This window comes from Thiorhodococcus drewsii AZ1 (genome assembly GCF_000224065.1).
Lineage (GTDB): Bacteria > Pseudomonadota > Gammaproteobacteria > Chromatiales > Chromatiaceae > Imhoffiella > Imhoffiella drewsii.
The window spans coordinates 58,422-75,455 of the sequence record NZ_AFWT01000024.1 but is presented as its reverse complement, the minus strand read 5'-3'; the positions used below and the strand labels follow the sequence as shown (position 1 = coordinate 75,455).

At 61.6% G+C, this 17,034-nt stretch carries 12 protein-coding genes, 1 tRNA gene and 1 pseudogene; 10 read left to right on the top strand and 4 right to left on the bottom strand.

Translation table 11 applies throughout. The features are described from left to right. A pseudogene (locus THIDRDRAFT_RS25700) lies at positions 1-133 on the top strand (IS256 family transposase); the annotation flags it as partial. Here THIDRDRAFT_RS25700 and THIDRDRAFT_RS26525 read toward each other — a convergent pair. Next, positions 113-526 carry a transposase gene (locus tag THIDRDRAFT_RS26525; RefSeq protein ID WP_007041893.1) on the bottom strand — a complete coding sequence of 138 codons (414 nt, stop codon included), beginning with the start codon at positions 524-526 and terminating at the stop codon, positions 113-115. The pseudogene THIDRDRAFT_RS25700 and the gene THIDRDRAFT_RS26525 sit on opposite strands and share 21 nt — an antisense overlap. Positions 527-1,332: 806 nt before the next feature. Next, a tRNA-Pro gene (locus THIDRDRAFT_RS15845) sits at positions 1,333-1,409 on the bottom strand. 203 nt (positions 1,410-1,612) lie between these two features. On the opposite strand from THIDRDRAFT_RS15845, the gene THIDRDRAFT_RS15840 reads away from it, so the two are divergent. Beyond that, on the top strand, positions 1,613-2,095 hold the full coding sequence (locus tag THIDRDRAFT_RS15840; protein WP_216725641.1) for a L,D-transpeptidase family protein: 483 nt from the start codon (positions 1,613-1,615) through the stop codon (positions 2,093-2,095). Continuing rightward, positions 2,092-3,060: a nickel ABC transporter permease gene (gene nikB, locus THIDRDRAFT_RS15835; RefSeq protein ID WP_245535867.1), complete on the top strand. Its 969-nt coding sequence runs from the start codon at positions 2,092-2,094 to the stop codon at positions 3,058-3,060. Before THIDRDRAFT_RS15840 ends, nikB begins: the two co-directional genes overlap by 4 nt. Before the next feature lie 6 nt (positions 3,061-3,066). On the opposite strand, the gene glgC is transcribed toward nikB, so the two are convergent. Then, positions 3,067-4,326 (bottom strand): glucose-1-phosphate adenylyltransferase, encoded by a 1,260-nt coding sequence (gene glgC / locus THIDRDRAFT_RS15830; RefSeq protein WP_007041890.1) that lies wholly within the window; start codon positions 4,324-4,326, stop codon positions 3,067-3,069. A gap of 299 nt (positions 4,327-4,625) precedes the next feature. On the opposite strand from glgC, the gene gpmI reads away from it, so the two are divergent. The 6 genes from gpmI to THIDRDRAFT_RS15800 all read left to right on the top strand — a co-directional run bounded on the left by gpmI (position 4,626) and on the right by THIDRDRAFT_RS15800 (position 15,175). Beyond that, positions 4,626-6,173 carry a 2,3-bisphosphoglycerate-independent phosphoglycerate mutase gene (gene gpmI, locus THIDRDRAFT_RS15825; protein ID WP_007041889.1) on the top strand — a complete coding sequence of 516 codons (1,548 nt, stop codon included), beginning with the start codon at positions 4,626-4,628 and terminating at the stop codon, positions 6,171-6,173. A 3-nt stretch (positions 6,174-6,176) separates the two neighbouring features. Beyond that, the gene (locus THIDRDRAFT_RS15820) at positions 6,177-7,016 is read left to right on the top strand and encodes a thymidylate synthase (RefSeq protein ID WP_007041888.1); all 840 of its coding nucleotides are present in this window, start codon (positions 6,177-6,179) and stop codon (positions 7,014-7,016) included. 17 nt (positions 7,017-7,033) lie between these two features. Beyond that, positions 7,034-8,041, top strand: a complete 1,008-nt coding sequence (sohB, locus tag THIDRDRAFT_RS15815) for a protease SohB (protein WP_007041887.1) — start codon at positions 7,034-7,036, stop codon at positions 8,039-8,041. Between the two features lie 93 nt (positions 8,042-8,134). Continuing rightward, positions 8,135-10,306 carry an alpha-amylase family glycosyl hydrolase gene (locus THIDRDRAFT_RS15810; RefSeq protein WP_007041886.1) on the top strand — a complete coding sequence of 724 codons (2,172 nt, stop codon included), beginning with the start codon at positions 8,135-8,137 and terminating at the stop codon, positions 10,304-10,306. A 45-nt stretch (positions 10,307-10,351) separates the two neighbouring features. Continuing rightward, a complete protein-coding gene (locus THIDRDRAFT_RS15805) occupies positions 10,352-14,200 on the top strand; it encodes a DUF1631 family protein (protein ID WP_139058770.1) in 3,849 nt (1,282 codons plus the stop codon). Between the two features lie 102 nt (positions 14,201-14,302). Next, positions 14,303-15,175, top strand: a complete 873-nt coding sequence (locus THIDRDRAFT_RS15800; RefSeq protein ID WP_007041884.1) for an alpha/beta fold hydrolase — start codon at positions 14,303-14,305, stop codon at positions 15,173-15,175. An 18-nt stretch (positions 15,176-15,193) separates the two neighbouring features. On the opposite strand, the gene THIDRDRAFT_RS15795 is transcribed toward THIDRDRAFT_RS15800, so the two are convergent. Continuing rightward, the gene (locus THIDRDRAFT_RS15795; RefSeq protein WP_007041883.1) at positions 15,194-15,853 is read right to left on the bottom strand and encodes a thiopurine S-methyltransferase; all 660 of its coding nucleotides are present in this window, start codon (positions 15,851-15,853) and stop codon (positions 15,194-15,196) included. 245 nt (positions 15,854-16,098) lie between these two features. On the opposite strand from THIDRDRAFT_RS15795, the gene THIDRDRAFT_RS15790 reads away from it, so the two are divergent. Then, the gene (locus THIDRDRAFT_RS15790) at positions 16,099-16,992 is read left to right on the top strand and encodes an HDOD domain-containing protein (RefSeq protein WP_245535866.1); all 894 of its coding nucleotides are present in this window, start codon (positions 16,099-16,101) and stop codon (positions 16,990-16,992) included. Positions 16,993-17,034 lie beyond the last annotated feature (42 nt).

Here is a 17,034-nt window from a genome sequence, read left to right as displayed (position 1 = left end):
CAAGCTGCTCCAGTCGGCGCAGAAGAACTGGAGACGCATCAAGGGATTTGGAAAACTGGAACTGGTCGTCAATAACGTCCCGTTCCGCGATGGAGAACAACTGAACGATCAGTCAGATCGGATCGCCGCCTGATGGAGGCCATACACCAGATTTGACATTAACTCCCGGCTTTAGCCGGTGGTTGTTTAGTTTCTCGGAAATGTGCAGCTCAAGCCCGAGGGTTTCATAAACGTACTTCACCGCTGTGCCGCGGTAGCCCGCATCGCCGGAGAACGCTTTGATGGTGGGATGCTTCTCTGCGGCACGTTCGAGTACCGGGCACGCCGCAACGGTATCGCTGCGGTTCGCGGCATGCACCGAAACGTGTAAGAGATTGCCGGCAATATCGACCACAATGTGGCGCTTGCGCCCTTTGACTTTCTTGCCCCCATCAATGCCACGCTCCTCACTGGCGTACTGGGTCTTGACGCTTTGTGAGTCGATGATGCCGAGGGTTGAATGCGTCGAGTGCAGCCTCCCAGACACCGCGTCTGCTCCAGCGGCTGAAGTGGTCGTAAACCGTTTTCCAGGAAGGGAAATCGTTGGGAAGCAGACGCCACTGACAGCCCGATTTGACAACTTACAGGATCGCATCGACGATCAGTTTACGGGGGTGTGAGCACGGGCGCCCGCGTCGGTCAGACGGCTCGAAGTGGTGCTGGATCAGAGTCCATTCATCATGCGTCAAGTCGCTTGGATAAACCATGGCAGATCAATCGAGAACGAGACTATCGAAAAACAAGCGCTTGATTTTACAGGATCCATTTTTTCCAGACAGCTTCTTAGCAGGAGACGCTCTGACGGGTAAATCGTGGAACGACTGGATGAGCCAACGCTGTTGCGAGCGGCAGCTTCGGATCGGATTGCGGGCAGTCAGCGGCCGATCTTCAGTGTCGGCTCCGGGTCGTGAATTGTCACACGCCCCAGTTGCTCGACTTTCCGCTCCCCGCGTGCAGAAGTCGCTCGCGCCAATGAGATGAGCGGCGGCTCCTGGGCCAAGGCACCCAGTGGCGCTGCTATGAACATTCGATGATCAAACTGTGGATGTTGCTTCCGAAGACCAGGGGTCGAACTTCGGATAGAGGGGTGAGCGCAGAATCGAACCTGCCTACTCACCGGTGTGGGGTTCGATCCTAATCGAAACGCTGGCTTGAGAGACGCGCTTCCGTATAGCCCGATCGGTTCTGAGGATACCAAAGTCGAGCGCGACTACAGACGCGACTACAAATTGATTTTGGACTGGGCAAGGAAAAAGCGGTTAGCCAATTTCTCAGCTAACCGCTTGTTTTTATTGGTCGGGGCGAGAGGATTTGAACCTCCGACCACCTGAACCCCATTCAGGTGCGCTACCAGGCTGCGCTACGCCCCGTAAAGACGCACAATTTTAGTGATCGATTCTCTTCCTGTCAATGGTTGATTTGCGTGCGCTGGGCGGATGGGCGAGCTCGGGTGGATGTGGCTTGGAGGCGGTGTTTGGCCGATGGGTGGATCTATGGCATCGTCGTTCTCGATTCAGCCTGGCCTGACCATGGGGTTGGTGTTGGAGGTGTCTTGGAATTCGAGAGGGTCATCGTGTCGAAAAAAATCGTGGTGGATGTCGCTGCTCAGACGTTGATGCTGCTGGATGGGTCGCGTCTGCTGGGGCGCTATCTGGTTTCGACTGGCCTCAATGGGGTTGGTGAGCAGAGTGGCAGCGGCTGTACGCCGCGCGGTTTGCATCGGGTGCGGTTGGGGATCGGCGATGGATGTCCGGTTGGAACCGTATTTCGCGGTCGACGGCCGACCGGCGAGATTTTCGATGATGCCTTGGCGGCGGAGTATCCGGGGAGGGATTGGATTCTGACCCGTATTCTTTGGTTGACGGGCTGTGAGTCCGGTCGCAATCGCGGCGGTCCTGTGGATACCTTGAGGCGCTTCATCTACATCCATGGCACCCCGTATTGGGAGCCCATGGGCGAGCCGCGGTCTCATGGCTGCATTCGCATGCGCGATCCTGATCTGATCGCGTTGTTCGATCAGGCGCCTCGGGGCACGCCGGTCGAGATCCTGGGATGAGGCGTCGGATGCCGGCGGGTGGGCCGAAGCAGGCGCTGGGAGGCGTGGTGTTTTCGTTGTTGCCACGTATCGGCCTGTCCCTCTCGATGCTGCTCGGTGTCTGTACCCTGGTTTTTCTGCTGATCCATCTGGTGCCGGGCGATCCGGTCGAGGTGATGCTGGGTGAGGGGGCGCGGCCGGCCGATCAGGAGGCTTTGCGCCATGCCTTGGGGCTCGATCGGCCGCTGGCGGTGCAATATCTGGAGTATCTGGGGCGTTTGGCGCGGCTCGATTTGGGGATGTCGCTGCATGCCCAGCGTCCCGTGTTGGATCTGTTGAGCGAGCGGGTCGGTCCGACCCTGGAGTTGGCCGTCGCCTCGCTGTCCCTGGCGATCGTGCTTGCCATTCCGCTCGGCGTGCTCGCCGCGCACTATCGAGGGCGGGGCGTTGATCGCGCGGCCATGACCTTTTCCATGTTGGGTGCGGCGATACCGAATTTCTGGCTCGGTCCGCTTCTGATTCTGGTCTTTTCGCTGTGGCTGGGTTGGACGCCGGTCAGCGGACGGGAGGGGGCGCTCAGCCTGGTCCTTCCGGCGGTGACCTTGGGGACGGGCCTCGCGGCCGTGCTGGCGCGAATGGTGCGCAGCAGTGTGCTTGAGGTGCTGGGAGAGGATTATGTGCGAACGGCCCGCGCCAAGGGCCTGGGGCCTTTGGCTGTTCTGTGGCGTCACGCGCTGCGCAACGCCTGGCTGCCGATCCTGACCCTGATCGGTTTGCAGTTCGGCGCCCTGCTGGGCGGGGCGGTCATCACCGAGACCGTCTTCTCCTGGCCCGGTTTGGGGAGTCTGTTGGTCGAGGCGATTCAGACTCGCGACTACCCGCTGGTGCAGGGTGCGGTTCTGCTGATCGCCTTGACCTATCTTGCGGTCAACACGCTGACGGACCTGCTCTATGTCGCGATCGATCCCCGCGTGCGGGCCGTTTGAGTTCGGCTATTCGGCGTATCCGCCGCGTCCCGTGCCGCGCGTGTTACGCGCAAAATAGCTGACACGTCCCATCGGAATCACGGTGACGCCGCCCTGGCTGACGTGGAAGCGCTGGCTGTCGATCTCGCGGTCGAAGCCGATACGATCGCCGTTCTCGATGATGTTGTGTCGATCGACGATGACGTTGCGCAGCTTGGCCCCTCGTCCGACGCGCACGTAATCCATGATGATGCAGTTATCCAGTTCCACATCCTCCTCGATCACCGCCTCGCGCCGAATGATGGAATTGCTGATGCGCGCGCCCTTGTGGATCATGGTCGCGGCGCCGAGCAAGGTGTTGTCGAGCTGTCCGCCGAGGATACGTGCCACCGGACCCTGATAGCCGCTCGAAAAGACGGGCCAATCCGGGTTGAACATGTCGAACTTGGGTTCCTCGCCCAGGACGTCGTGGTGGGCATCGAAATAGGCGTCGATGGTGCCGACGTCGCGCCAATAGACGGGCGCCTCGTAGGGCTGGATTCCAGGGATGCGGTTGCTGGAGAAATCGTAGGCGAAGAGCTGGTGGGTGCGCAGCAGTCGCGGCAGTACGTGCTGGCCGAAATCGGTTTCTCCCGCCTCCTGGGTCTCGTGCAGCGCCTTGATCAGGACCTCTGCGTCGAAGATGTAGTTGCCCATGGAGGCGAATGCCTGGGTGGGATCGGAGGCGAGCGGGCTCGGATTGGCCGGTTTTTCCTCGAAGGCCTGGATGCGGCCTTCCTCGTCGGCGGCGATGACCCCGAAGCTGGAGGCTTCATGCAGCGGCACGGGGAGGGCGGCGATGGTGACATCGGCGCGGCGCTCCTTGTGGAATTCCACCATCTGGCGGATATCCATGCGATAGATGTGATCCGCGCCGAACACCGCGACCAGATCGGGACGATGCTCCTCGATTAGGTTGATGTTCTGATTGATCGCGTCGGCGGTACCCTGGAACCAGTGTTCGCCGGACATCATCTGAGGCGGCACCACGGTCACGAACTGGCTTTGTAGCAAGGGCGAGATGGTCCATGCCTTGCGCACGTGCTCGATCAGGGATTGGGATTTGTACTGGACTAGCAGATAGATGGTCTGGATCTGCGAGTTGACGAGATTGCTCAGGACGAAATCGACGATCCGGTAGCGGGCGCCGAAAGGCACCGAGGGTTTGGAGCGGCCGGTCGTCAGCGGCTGAAGCCTGGATCCCTGTCCGCCAGCCATGACGAAGGCGATGATACGTTCTGTCTGCATAGGTGTTGTCCTCCTCGAGCGCCTGGTGAAGGCGGGCACTGTTATGAAAATTGTCGAGTTTAGTCGCTCGATATGTCGGGACCTTGTCCGTCCGCATGTTGTATGTGCCGGTGGCGACCCTCAATGATAATCATCTCACCGGCGGCTTTCCCGAGAATTCTCGTCTGGGTCGTGTTGTTCCCGTCTTGTCGAAGCGATCGATGTGGTCGGCCACAGTGGCGCGGCAACGGGATACAATGCGTACTTTTTCGCGGGACGAGCCCGTCGTTCGGTCCGTTGGAATATCGAGGAGTGTTGCGATGAGCGATCCAATGAAACAGGTTCCCCGCCGACCCGTCATCCTGATTGTCCTGGATGGTTTCGGTCTCAATCCGTCCAAGGCCAACAACGCCATCGCGATCGCGAACACGCCCAATCTCGATCGCTATTTCTCCACCTATCCCCATACCGCGATCCAGGCATCGGGTCTGTCGGTCGGTCTGCCGGATGGACAGATGGGCAACTCGGAGGTGGGGCACATGACCCTGGGGTCCGGCTGCGTGGTTCGGCAGGATCTGGTGCTGATCGACGCGGCGATCTCGGATCACAGCTTCTTCGAGAATCGTACCCTGATCGCGGCGGCCAAGGCGGCAGCAGAGCAGGGGCGCCCGATCCATCTCATGGGGCTGGTTTCGGATGGTGGGGTGCATAGCCATGTGCGTCATCTGGTCGCGCTCATCAAGCTCTGCAAGCATCAGGGCGCGCGCCCCATGGTCCATATGTTCACCGACGGTCGCGATACGGCGCCGCGCTCGGCCCTCAACTATCTGAACTGCATCCAGGAGGCCTTGGATATGGCGGGCGGTCAGATTGCGAGCGTCTCGGGTCGTTACTACGCGATGGACCGTGACAACCGCTGGGAGCGCACCGAGTTGGCCTGGCGCGCCATGGTGGACGGCGAGGGCCGTCGCGCACCGAGCGCGCGCGCGGCGATCGAGGCCGCCTACGAGGCCGGTGAGGACGATGAGTTCATCCGTCCGACCCTGGTCGAGGGTGGCGACTGTATCCAGGACGGCGACCAGGTGGTGCATTTCAACTTCCGCAAGGATCGTCCGCGTCAGATGGTCTCGGCCTTCTTCCAGCCGGACTTCGACAAGTTCGACCGTCGTGGCGTCACCGGGGTCAAGGTCACCTGCATGATGGAATACGACCAGTGGTACGGTCTGCCCTTCGCCTTCGATCACGACATGCCCAAGATCACCCTGGGTCAGATCCTGAGCGACGACGGTCTGCCGCAGTTCCATTGTGCCGAGACCGAGAAATACGCCCATGTCACCTTCTTCTTCAATGGCGGGCGCGACGATCCCTTCCCTGGCGAGGAGCGCGCGCTCATTCCGTCCCCGAAGGTGGCGACTTACGACCTGCAGCCAGAGATGAGCGCGTCTCAGGTGGCCGACGCGACGATCGAGGCACTGCAGCGCAAGACCTTTCCCTTCATCGTGGTCAATTTCGCCAACGGTGACATGGTCGGTCATACGGCGGTGCGCGAGGCGGTCATCGCCGCAGTCGAGACGCTCGATCGCGAGGCCGGTCGTCTGATGGACATGGCGCGCGAGTGCGGCTATTCGGTCATCCTCACCGCCGATCACGGCAATTGCGACGAGCTGGTGGATCCGGTCACCGGCGCTCCCCATACGCAGCACAGCGTCTATCCGGTGCCCTGTCTGGTGGTCGACGAGGTGCCATGGCGTCTCGCGGTGGGCGGAGGTATCAAGGACATCGCCCCGACCGTCCTCAACCTCATGGGTATCCCGGTTCCCGAGGCGATGGATGGCCACTCGCTTCTGCTCGGCCCGGCGACGGTCTGACGCATGCGGGCCTATCTGGATCTGGTTCGCGACGTCGTCGATAACGGCCTCGACAAGGGGGATCGCACGGGGGTTGGCACGCGCTCGCTGTTCGGGCGTCAGGTCCGTTTCGATCTGCAGGAGGGCTTTCCGCTGCTCACGACCAAGCGGGTCCATCTCAAGAGCGTGATCCACGAACTGCTGTGGTTCCTGTCAGGCTCGACCGACAACCGGGACCTGCGCGAGCGGGGTGTGTCTATCTGGGACGAATGGGCCACCGAGGACGGCGATCTCGGTCCCATCTATGGGGCGCAGTGGCGCAGTTGGCGCTGCCCGGACGGGCGGGTCATCGATCAGCTCGCCGAGCTGGTCGAGACCATCCGTACACGGCCGAATTCGCGCCGTCTGGTGGTCTCAGCCTGGAATCCGGCCGATCTGCCGGACGAGTCGTGCTCGCCGCAGGACAATGCGCGTGCCGGACGCATGTCTCTGGCCCCCTGTCATTGTCTGTTTCAGTTCTACGTGGCCGAGGGGCGTCTGTCCTGCCAGCTCTATCAGCGCAGTGCGGACCTGTTTCTCGGGGTGCCGTTCAATATCGCCAGTTATGCGCTGCTGACCCATCTGATCGCCGATCAGTGCGATCTCGCTGTGGGCGAGTTCGTCCACACCTTTGGTGATCTGCATCTTTACCGGAACCATCTGACCCCGGAGATCGTCTTCGCCCAGTTGGAACGCACGCCCAAGGCGCTGCCGCGTCTTGAGCTCAAGCGCCGACCGGAGACGCTCTTCGACTATCGCTTCGAGGACATCGAGATTCTCGGTTATGATCCGGCTCCGGCCATTCGTGCCCCGATCGCTGTTTGAAGGAAGGACGTCTCTCTATGGATCTTTTGTTTGCATCGCTCGTCGACTATGGCCTCTTTCTGGCCAAGACCCTAACGTTGCTGCTTGGCATCGTCATTCTGCTGGTTCTACTTTCTCGTCTACGTCAGGGTAGCGACCACAGCGAACAGCTGGAGGTCACGGATCTCAGCGAGCGCCATCGCAACCTGGCGTCCTCGCTCAAGGAGTTCTCGCTTTCGCGCAAGGACTACAAGGCCTTCGTCAAGGCCGAGCGCAAGCGCGAGAAGGAACGTGAAAAGGAGGGCGCGGACGGGCGCAATCGGTTGTTCGTGATCGATTTCAAAGGCGATATCCGAGCCAGCGAGGTTGGGGCGTTGCGGGTGCTGGTGACGGCACTGCTCTTGGAGGCGCGCGAGGGCGATGAGGTTTTGGTTCGGCTCGACAACGCTGGCGGCATGGTGAGCGAGCACGGTCTCGCCGCTTCTCAGCTTGCGCGTATTCGAGCCAAAGGCATCCCGCTGACGGTTGCGGTCGACAAGGTTGCGGCGAGCGGGGGCTATCTCATGGCCTGCGTCGCCGATCGCATCATCGCCGCGCCCTTCGCGGTGCTGGGTTCGATCGGGGTGCTGGCCGAGCTGCCGAACTTTCATCGTCTGTTGGATCGCTACGGCGTGGATTTCGAGTTGCACACGGCCGGCGCGCACAAACGGACGCTGACGTTGTTCGGCGAGAATACGGACGAGGGTCGCGCCAAGCTGTGCGAGCAGTTGGAAGAGACCCACAGTCTGTTCAAGACCTTCGTCGCCGAATACCGGCCGGAACTGGACCTGGATCAGGTGGCCACGGGCGAGTATTGGCATGGACAGCGTGCGGTCGAGCTGGGTCTGGTCGACAGTATCCAGACCAGCGACGACTTTCTCTTGGATGCAAGCCAGGGGCGGGATCTGTTGAAGCTCAAGTACCGCACGGCGAAAAAGCCCATCGAGCGTCTGTTGTCGGCGATCCAGGGCACGCTCGACCGCGCCTTCGTCACCTGGCGCGGCTGATCGGTCGGCGGTCTCCCTCTGGGGAGCGAACGGCATCCGGAAACGGGTGCCCATGGTGGCGCACCCTGAGTGCGCTGTCGCAATGGAGTGAGCATGGCTGACATCCTTTTGCATGTCGAGCGACCGGCCGGTTGGGCCGATTCCATCCACGTCCACGTCTGGGATGGCGAACCGGGGGGCTTTGCCAGCCAATGGCCGGGGCTGCCGATGGAGTCCGTCGGCGCTGGCTGGTACCGCATTCGTCTGCGGGGGTTGAGTTCGGTTCGTCTGGTCTTCAACGACGGGCGTGGGCGCCAGACGGGCGATCAGTATCGCGACAGCGATGGCTGGCTGGGAGCCGATGGGGTGTGGAGTTCGGTCGAGCCGAAGGGGTTTGGGGCCGGCGAGCGTCCCGCCGTACGACCCACGCCACCTCCGGTTTTGGCTCCGAGCGGACTCGCCGAGCTGCGCCCGATCGAGGAGCGGCACGATTTCCGCGAGGAGACCATCTATTTCCTCCTGACCGCCCGTTTCAACGACGGCGATCCGTCCAACAACTTTTTCTGTCGCGACCGTATCCAGTTCGATTCGGGCGGCAATCCGATCGATCCCCATTGGCGCGGCGACTTCAAGGGGCTGATCCAGCGGCTGGACTACATCCGCGATCTCGGCTTCAGCGCCATCTGGATCACGCCCCCGGTGGAGAATCGCTCCGGGCTCGACTATCACGGCTATCACGCCTACGACTGGACCCGCATCGATCCGCGTCTAGAGTCGCCCGATGCCACCTATCAGGACCTGATCGACGCCGCGCACGCCAAGGGCATCAAGATCATCCAGGACGTGGTCGTCAATCACTCCTGTCAGTACGGGATCCGCGGCAAGGTCCATATCGACCACCTGCCGATCAAATACTATGTCCCCGCCGGGAGCGAGCCGGGACGGGTGAATCACGGCCCCTATCAGGGCAGTCTCGGCAACTATGCCTGGCCCAACCGCGACGACATCGACAATCCGGTCGCGCCCGACTGGTACCGCGAGCGTCACGCCCGCGATCCGGATGGCGTCGAGCCGCTGGTGGATCCCAAGACCGGCGAGACCCTGCCCAAGCCCGGCTACGATCCGGGGCGCTTCTTCGGGATCGATCCGGGGGATCTGGATTCGGACTGGTATCACCAAGAGGGCTTCATCTGCGGCGGCGACTGGGAGAGCGCCTATCCCTTACAGCACAAGCACATCGCCGGCGACTGCATCGATCTGGCCGTTGAGCGCCAGAACGTCAAGGACTACATCATCGGCGCCGTGTCGCGCTATCTGGACATGGGCGTCGATGCACTGCGTATCGATACCGTCAAGCACATCGAGCGCGACACCCTGCTCGAATACGTCGATGCCTGGAAGGCCCGCAAGCCGGGGCTGTTCGTGTTCGGCGAGAATCTGGTCAAGGGCTACGGTTGGGGCGATCTGGGCGGCGGGGACAATGGCCCGTCCGAGATCCGGCCCTGGTGGTATACCCGGCTCGGCCATGACCCGCGTGATCCGAATTCCGGGGGCGACTCCGGATTCGCCCAGCTGGACTTCGGGCTCTTCTCGACCTTTCGCGACACGGTCAGCAAGGGGACCTACGCCGGGACCGGTCAGGTCCTGGGCATGGACTGGATCTACGGCGACGTCACCCAGCTGGTCACCTTTCTGCAAAACCACGACGTGGGGCCGGACAACGATTTCAAGTACCGCTTCAAGGGCGATCAATGGATGGCCGCTGCGGCCTATAACCTCATCTGGACCCTGCGCGGTATCCCCTGTCTCTACTATGGCGAGGAGATCGAGTTCATGAAGGGCGCTCCGCAGGACGTGGAGGGCGAGCGCGATACCTTGCACCAGACTGGACGGGCCTATTTCGGCGACCACCTCACCGAGGAGCGTATCGCCGAGACCCAGTCCCATCCGCTCTATCGACACATCCAGCGGCTCAATCTGATCCGCCGCGCCATTCCGGCGCTGCAGAAGGCGCCGGTGACCCAGCTGTCCGAATGGGGCAGCGGCATGTCCTTCGTACGGGATTATTCCGACGGCGCATCCTATGCCGTCGTCGGTCTCGCGATTGGGGGCGATCAGTCTATCCAGGTGGATGGCGTCCGAGCAGGTGTGTACCGAGATGCGGTGAGCGGGCGGGAGATCGCCAGCGATGGATGCCTGACCTTTTCCGTTTCGGCCAACTCGGCGGGTATCTATGTATTGGAGGGGCCAGGAAAGGTGGGTGAGGACGGAGTCTATTTACACTGATTTCAGGTGCTGGTTTCCAGCGGCCGAATGTGTATTATCACGCGCATGAACGAGCACCCTCGAAATGATCGTGACCGGCGCATCCAGACGCGCTATCCGGTGGACTTTCACGCCAAGGTCCGTGGACGTAATCAGTTACCGACGAACTGTCGAGTGAAGAACGTCTGCAATGGGGGGGTATTACTAGCCCCCAATAACTCCGAGTTGGAGTTGCCCTTCCAGTCTGGGGAGCATGTGGATCTCCATTTCGACCTCCCCGATGCCCAAAGCATGGATCCGATTCAGGCCGTGATCGAGGTGGTCCATCGTGTCGATCGTGGGGTCGGTGCTCGCTTCGTTCGGCTGCTCGGTGATGGACGCTTGCGTCTGGCGCGTTTCATCAGCGAAACCATCGCTAGAACGCGTGACGAGCTGGATCCAGACTCGAATCCGACCCGCACGCTTGCGCGCGAGGTTCTGCAGAACGTCGGCAAGCAGCGGCTCGGCGGCATGATGGACTCGCTGCTGGAGACCCTGGTCGAGGAGCTTTGGCAGTATACGGAGAAGGCGGACAACGACGTCGAGCGCGCGCGCTTCGCTGGAGAGATCGGGATTCTGGCCAAGGCCATCCAAAGCGAACGCGTTTCGCAGCGTCTGTTGGGTGAGCTGCTCGATTCGCTCAAGGATATCGGCAAGACGTCTCGGGCCAAGCCGAAGCGGGACGGGCCTGGCAGTGGTGAAGAGGGTGGGCTGCAGCTCGTCGATCAGGATGAATTCGAGATCTGGCTCGCCAAGTCTCAGCTTGCCAATCGGCTTGAGGAGGACTTGAGCGAACCGCTCGATGCGTTGCGTACCCATATCGGTGGTCTGTTCCACGACAGCGCCTTGCCTATGGATCCCATGTCCCTGGCGGAGGCCATCGAACGCGCGCTGAAGGATGCCGGGCTTGGAACTCAGCTTCAGCGTCTGGCGCTACAGCTCGTCTCGGACCACCTATCCCGCAATATGGGCGCGTTCTATCGCGAACTCCTGCATTCCTGGACCACCTCCGGGCTTTTGGAGCTTGCCGAAAAGCAGCAGTCAGCCAACGAACAGGCGGGAGAGCCCGCTGCCCCTGGTGCGACCGATTCGGTATCTGTTGGGATGGGGTCCGGTGGCGTGGACTCGGGTGTCGGCAACGACTCGCTCGGGACATCGGTTCCTCCGCCCTCATCGGCAGGGAGTGCCCAGCAATCCAGTTACGAGAAGGCCGCCGGTTTGGTGGCGAATCTGCTTGCGAGCTATCAGTCCCCCTTTACCTATCCGATGCTTGACCAGCGCGCCCGGCATTATGCCGGCGGGCGACGGATCGCCGATCTATTGGCCAATCTGCCGTCGGGTTTTCAGATGCCCGATCCCGATCCTAGTCGTCCCCTGCGCGATCTCGTCGCTCAGTGGCTGCACGCGGCGGAGGAGAAGACGTCTAACGGCAAGACGGCCCAAAAGCCCGTGATGTCTCCCCAGGTCGAGGAGCGCGTCGACGTCACGGATCGACTGCTTTCGCACATGCTGGCCGATCCCACGACGCCCCAACGACTCAAATCGCTGATCAAGCCGCTATCGACCCGCTTGCTCTCGATGGCCGTGACCTCGCCGTCCGGCATCGCCGATAACAATCAGCCGCTGGTCAACCTGATCAATCAGCTCGAACATTTGGCGATGTTTCTCCTCAACGACGAGGGAGCGGACGAGGGGGTGCGGCGCGAATACGAAGAGGTGGTGAAGAAGCTGGTCGACTCGGATGGACGCGATCCCAAGCTTGTCGATGAATTGTCGAAGCGTTTGGCGAGTCTCGAGCAGCGCGCCGGAAATGAGTATCAGGGCAACATCTCCAATTGGGTCGGCGTCTGCGAGTCGCGCGAGCGTGGCCGGCTTGCCCGAGGAGAGGTGCGTCGCACGCTGAACGCGGCCTTCGATGGAAAACGTATCCATAAGGTGATCGACGAGCTGCTTCAGGTCGGCTGGCGCAATCTGCTGGACATGGTCTGTGCCAATCTCGGCATGCAGTCCGAGCGTTGGAATCGCTATTGGAATCTGCTGTGGTCGTTGCATCTGATGACGGGGGGAGAGGGTGAGACTCCGTCCGAGGGCTTGATGGACCTCGATAGCTTGGTGGGCGGCATGCGCGATGCACTGGCCTATATCGGCACGGATCCGGTCGTCGTCAACGATGTGCTGGGGCGTATCGATACCGCCGTGCGACGCTCGCGGGCCTCGCTCGACCGCGAGGACGACTATCTGCTCTTCTGCCCGATCCTGCCCGATTCGGAGAACGAGCCCGAGCATATGCCGGCGAGCGTTTCGCCGTCCGACTGGGAGCGCGCGATCGCCCAGGTCGAGGACCTACCGCTCGGTGCGCTCATCTGGATGCGCGGGAAGGAGAGCAGCAAGGCGCTTCGTCTCATCTGGCGCAACGAGGACGGATCCCGTCTGGCGGTGACCGACACCATGGGCAAGAAGGTGAAAGTGCTGCGGCGTTCTCGACTCGCCGAGGCCTTTCTGCGTGGTCAGGCTCGTGCTCAAGCGCCATCGGACAGGCGGATCGTGACGCGCGCGGCCGATGCGGCGCTCTCCGAGATGCAGGAGCGGCTGCAATATCACGAGACGCACGATCCTCTGACGGGGCTCTCCAATCAGCGCCGTCTGATCGGATCCCTGACTCAGCTATTGCTGACCGAGGCGGGGGTATCCAATCGTCATGCGCTCGGGTTCCTCGAGCTGGATCGCTACGACACCCTGACCGGAACCTTCGGTTACTCGGTCGGCGAACGCATGCTGACCGCCGTGGCGCGTCTGCTTGAGGGCGTGGCCCCGGATGCCGTCTGTCTTGCCTACATGGGCGGCAGTCGTTTCGGATTTCTGGCGCCCGTGATGGACCGGGAGCATGCGATGGAGATCGGTGAGTCCATTCGCGCCGGACTGAACGTCATGCCGTTCGATTTGCAGGGCAAGCCGTTTCGCATCTCGGGGAGCCTGGGGCTCGCCATGCTGCTTGGCGACAACAGCAGTCCCGAGAAGCTGATCTCGGCCGCAAGCGTCGCCTGTCTTGCCGCCCAGCGCGAGGGTGGGGACCGGGTCGTCATGTTCCGCGAGGACAACGATCTGATTTCCCGTCAGCTCGACCATATGCGCGGCTGGGCGCAGGCCGAGGACGTCATCAAGGCGGGGAGAAGGAAGCTGCGCTATCAGCCGATCGTGCCGCTCGACTCCTCCGCCGATCTGAGTCCGCATTGCGAGATCCTGCTGAGTGTGTACGACGATCAGGGCGTGCCGCTCCCGCTGCAGTCTTTCATCGCCGCCGCCGAGGCATTCAACATGATGCGCGAGGTCGATCGGCAGGTAATCGAAGAGGCATTCAGCTGGGTCAACGCCCATCCGCTCAAGGTGCGCGAGATCGGCGGTGTGGCGATCAATCTGTCCGGTCAATCGCTGAGCGATCCAGGTCTGATCAATTATATTCGGGCCGGGATCGAGCGCTTCGCGATTCCGGTCGAGATGGTCAGTTTCGAGGTCACCGAGACCGCTGCGATCGTGAATCTGGACCAGGCGGCCATTATCCTGGAAGACATCAAGTCGCTCGGCTGCCGTATCGCCTTGGATGACTTCGGCGCCGGTATGTCCTCGTACAGCTATCTCAAGCGTTTGCCGGTGGATTTCGTCAAGATCGACGGGTCGTTCGTCAAGGACATTCTGGTCAGCCCGCACGATCGGGAGATCGTCAAGTCCTTCAACGAGATCGCCCATTTCATGGGTAAGAAGACGATTGCGGAGTACGTGGAGAATCAGGAAATCCTTGAGCTCCTACGCGATATCGGCGTCGATTATGCGCAGGGGTTCGCTATTGGAAAGCCCCTGTTCATCGAGGATATGGTCTAATCCGCCTCCTTCGACCTTACTGGCGCCTGAGCCGGTCCGACGCGGATTTCTTCCGATGTGTCGTACCGGGACGAGCGCCCCTCTGATCAAGGAGACATTCCCGTGACACTTCCCAATGCCTTGGCGACGACGCGGTCCAGTTATCGGGCGGCCTCTGGCGAGCACGTCGCCTATTACCAGGACGATACGGGCTCGGGTCGCCCGCTGGTGCTGATTCATAGCATCAATGCGGCCTGTAGCAGCTTCGAGGTCAAGCCGTTCTTCGAGCATTATCGCGGCAAGCGACCGGTCTACAGTCTGGATCTGCCTGGGTTCGGCCATTCCAGCCGCCCGAAGAGCGGATATTCCCCAGCGTTCTACGCAGAGACAATCGCTGATTTCCTGCGTCAGGTTGTCGGGCAGCCTGCGGACCTGCTTGCGCTCTCGCTCAGCGCCGAATTCGCCGCGCGTGCCGCGCTCAACGCGCCGGAGCAGGTCGCCTCACTGGTCATGATCTCGCCCACGGGGTTCGGTCGGCAAAGCCTACCCGGAACCCGAACCGCGCGTTTCATCCGTGCCTTCCTCGGTTTGCCACTGCTCGGCCAGGGTTTGTTTCGGCTGGTCTCATCACGTCCCAGTATCCGCTATTTCCTCGGTCGATCGCTGACGACCGACGTTCCTTCGGACGTGATCGATTACGCCTATGCGACCTCGCATCAGCCGGGCGCGCGACATGCCCCGCTGACCTTCCTCTCGACCCAGCTCTTCACCGCCAACGCGGTCGCCGCTCTCTACGATCGCCTGACAGATCTGCCGGTTCTGGCGATCGCCGATCGCGACCCCTATGTCACCTTCGAGCATCTGCCCGAGCTGTTGGCCAGACGGCCGAATTGGCGTTCGGTCTCGTTGGCGCCCAACCTTGGGCTTCCGCATTGGGAACGGCCCGAAGAGACGATGAAGGCACTCGACGATTTCTGGTCGACCGCCCTCGGTTGACCGCATCTCGGCCTTGGGTCAGGGGCTGGGGCTGAGTCGGTAGACCTGCTCATGCAGTTGCGTCATGCGTCGCTTGAGATATGCCGGAGATTCTTCGAGAACGTCCAGTCTGGCCAGGGATTCGACCTGGTAACGCGCATCGAAGAGTGCATGGACTTCCTCCGATCGAACCGAGAAGGGCGGTCCAGGGCGCTCATGCTGGGCGTATTCCAGTGTCACGAGTAGGGTCGGGACTGGGACCGGCATCAGGGTCGCGAGCCTGTCGGCGTATTGCTGGCGCATCTCGGGCGGGAAAGCGATCAGCGAGGCCCGGTCGAATAGGGCGCCCACCCCGGCCAGATGCTCGGGCGTGAGCGCGAAGAAGTCGCCGCACAGGATGCGGAGTTCGTCGACCTGGTAGAGCCGAAAGGGAGGGAGGTCGGTGACGGTTGGCGTCAGTCCCTGTTCGGCGAACACCTCCTGGACGGCGGTCTCGACCAATTCGACCCCGATCACGCGGTGTCCCTGACTGACCAGCCAGAGTAGATCCAGTGTTTTCCCGCACAGTGGGACGAAGACCAGGGTATTCGAATCCACGCCGAGACTCGGCCAATACTCCTGAAGATGGGCGTTGATGTCGTCCTGGTGCCAGCCAATCTCTCGGCGCTGCCAGCGTTCCAACCAAAATTCGGCGTCCATCGTGCGCGTAGGTCCTCCGCCGTCGTCGTAAGTCTGAAGCGCGCCATCATAGGGCGTGTGTCGCTATGACGATAGATCTCCGCTGCTGCGCGTGTGTCTTTTCCGTGTTGCGCACGGTTGCTTATCGCAGATCTGGTGACTTGGGTTAAGCTTGGGCGCAACGGAGTCGCCTCATGGATTCGATGGCATCGCGACCCACTCCTCTCATCCGCTCGAGCAGCGTCATACGCGCGAACAGAATCATCATGTCTGAAATGCCCCTCGATCATTCGACGCCGTCTGCGTCCTATCGATATCCACCCAAGCCCGATTTGGAACTTGCCTTTCAGGCCGTGCGCAAGGCCCGGATTCCGCAGATTCCGGACGTCGTGTTCGCCTTGCGCGATGAACTCGGACGTCCCGAACCGGATATCCGGGTGGCGGCCGAACTCATCTCACGGGACGTGTCTCTGACCGGTCAGGTCATGAAGGCGGTCAATTCGCCGCTGTTCCGCTGTCGCACCAAGATCACCAATATGCACCAAGCGGTCGCCATGATGGGGATCGCGCGTTTGACGAATCTGGTGACCGCTCAGGCCATCCAGCGCATGCTTGGCGTGACCGAGGGGCCGGCGCAGGTGGTCTGGGACGGCATGATGGTACGCGCACGGGCGATACTCACGGTCGCCGAGGTGGTCGGAGGCGTGGCGCTCGACGAGGCGTATCTGTTCGGCATCATGCAGAATGCCGGCAGTCTGATCTTCGTCGAGATGGCGCCCGACTACGGCACTGAATGGGTGCTGCGCAACGAGACGGATCCGCTCGGTCTGATGGAGTACGAGCGCAAGCGTCTCGGCGTCGACCATGTGACCGTCGGCTTCCTGTTGGCCGGCAATTGGCGGCTTCCCGAGCACATCGCGTTGGCCATCTATCATCACCATGACTCGGATTTCGGTTTTTCCGCCGATTCGGCGGTTGGGGTTCTGGTCGCGCTGTCCAAGCTTGCGCACTCTCTGGTCGTCATGCGTCACGGCAACCATGAGCAGCTGGAGCTGCCGGCGGATCAGGAGCGCGCACTGCGCGATCTGGCGATCGATGACGAGGATTGGGCGGCGCTGTGCGATCGGGCCCAAGCGGGGGAATGGGCCACGCAATTGTGACGGATTGGCGCCCATCCGGTGATAGCCGCTATACTGCCGGGT